The organism is Campylobacter sp. CNRCH_2015_0338h (assembly GCF_025772785.1).
Lineage (GTDB): Bacteria > Campylobacterota > Campylobacteria > Campylobacterales > Campylobacteraceae > Campylobacter_D.
The window spans coordinates 1-1,495 of the sequence record NZ_JAKMST010000023.1 but is presented as its reverse complement, the minus strand read 5'-3'; the positions used below and the strand labels follow the sequence as shown (position 1 = coordinate 1,495).

Here is a 1,495-nt window from a genome sequence, read left to right as displayed (position 1 = left end):
TATTTTGCCCATTCTTCCTAATTCATCGTCGGCTTTAATCTTTATTGTCTGCACTTCTTTAGTTTCGTGATTTAAAAATTTGAAGAAATTTTGTAAAGAATGAAGTATAATAGGAATTCTAGCACCCACTATTTTATTTACACAAAAATAAACAATGACTAATATTATAACAACTATAACTAGCGCTATAATAATTAAAACAAATTGTAACTTGTATAAAGGTTGTAAAACAGATTTTTTTGGTGCGGTAACTACTATACTCCAATGGCTAGAATTTCCCAATGTGCTAAAAGATTCAATGCTTGCAAAACTAGGAATCCCATTAGAGTCGATATAGTTATTAATTATTATGTCCTCATGCTTTTTAATTATCTCGGTAAGCAGTTTTGCTGATGGATCTTTATTGACTTCTGATATGGTTTTTAATATGGCATCGTTGTTTTTGTGGATAGTAATAACTCCTTGGTCTGTTACTAGAAATCTTAATCCACCTTCATAAGTATCTAGTGTTGGATCTAGAATTTCTTGTGATATTTCTAAGAAATCAAAAGTATATCCAACAACACCTACAAATTTACCTTTACTGTTAAAGATAGGCATTCCTAAATTGATACCTAAAAAATCATTTCCATCGTAATTTAATTTTGATGGAGAGCCAACAAATAAAGTATCTAAATCACCATATTTTGCGTTTTGTTCAATTTTTTGCAAAATGTTCAGTTGAGAAAAATTATTAGGAGCTTTTATAGATCTTATACCACCTGCTTTTCCTGTAGTTTCATCGAAAAAAATCATAGCAAAAGTTTTACCGTTAGAGCTTTTAAAATTTGAATCTAATGCTTGGGTGCCAGATAAAACAGAAGGATCTTTTAGATAAAGAAATGCATAAGCTGCATAACCACTACTATCAAAGGTGTTTTTTAATAAGCTTTCTATTAATGCAGCATTTACTTGGTCATTTTTTGAAAACATTTCATTAAGTGATGTAGCCATTCCTTTTGTAAGAACAACTTCTTCATTAAGAATGCCTTGCATAAGACTACTATAATTTTTTGATGACAAAGAAATTGAATTTTTGGCTTCATTTTCCATATTAGAAGCAACTTGAACGGAAAAAATAGTCACTAAAATGGCTATTCCAGCGATTATACTAATAGCAACTGATAATACTAGTTTTAACCCTATATTTAAAGATTTAAACATCAATAACTCCTTTTTTTGATTAGCATTAATTCTATTTTTTTATATAAAACTATTTTTAAACTATTTTAAAATATTTAATTTTTTTAAATTGGTTCAAATACACACACAAAAAAATAAATAAAAAAATGATATAACAATGAAAAATACATACTTTGTATAATAAAATAATAAAAATATTTTTTTATAAATGTATGATTAAAAATTGCAGCTATTGTGAAAATATTTTTATTAAAGTAAACATAAATTGTTATGGATAAAAATTAGACTAAATAAAATGCAGATCTTCCAACCA

Annotated in this window: 1 protein-coding gene; it reads right to left on the bottom strand. The window is 26.8% G+C overall.

Features of this window, described 5'->3' with window-relative positions; translation table 11 throughout:
* Window positions 1-1,203 (bottom strand): cache domain-containing protein (locus L8X30_RS07845; protein ID WP_263679759.1); only part of this gene is annotated, 1,203 nt, incomplete at its 3' end.
* Between the last annotated feature and the right edge of the window lie 292 nt (window positions 1,204-1,495).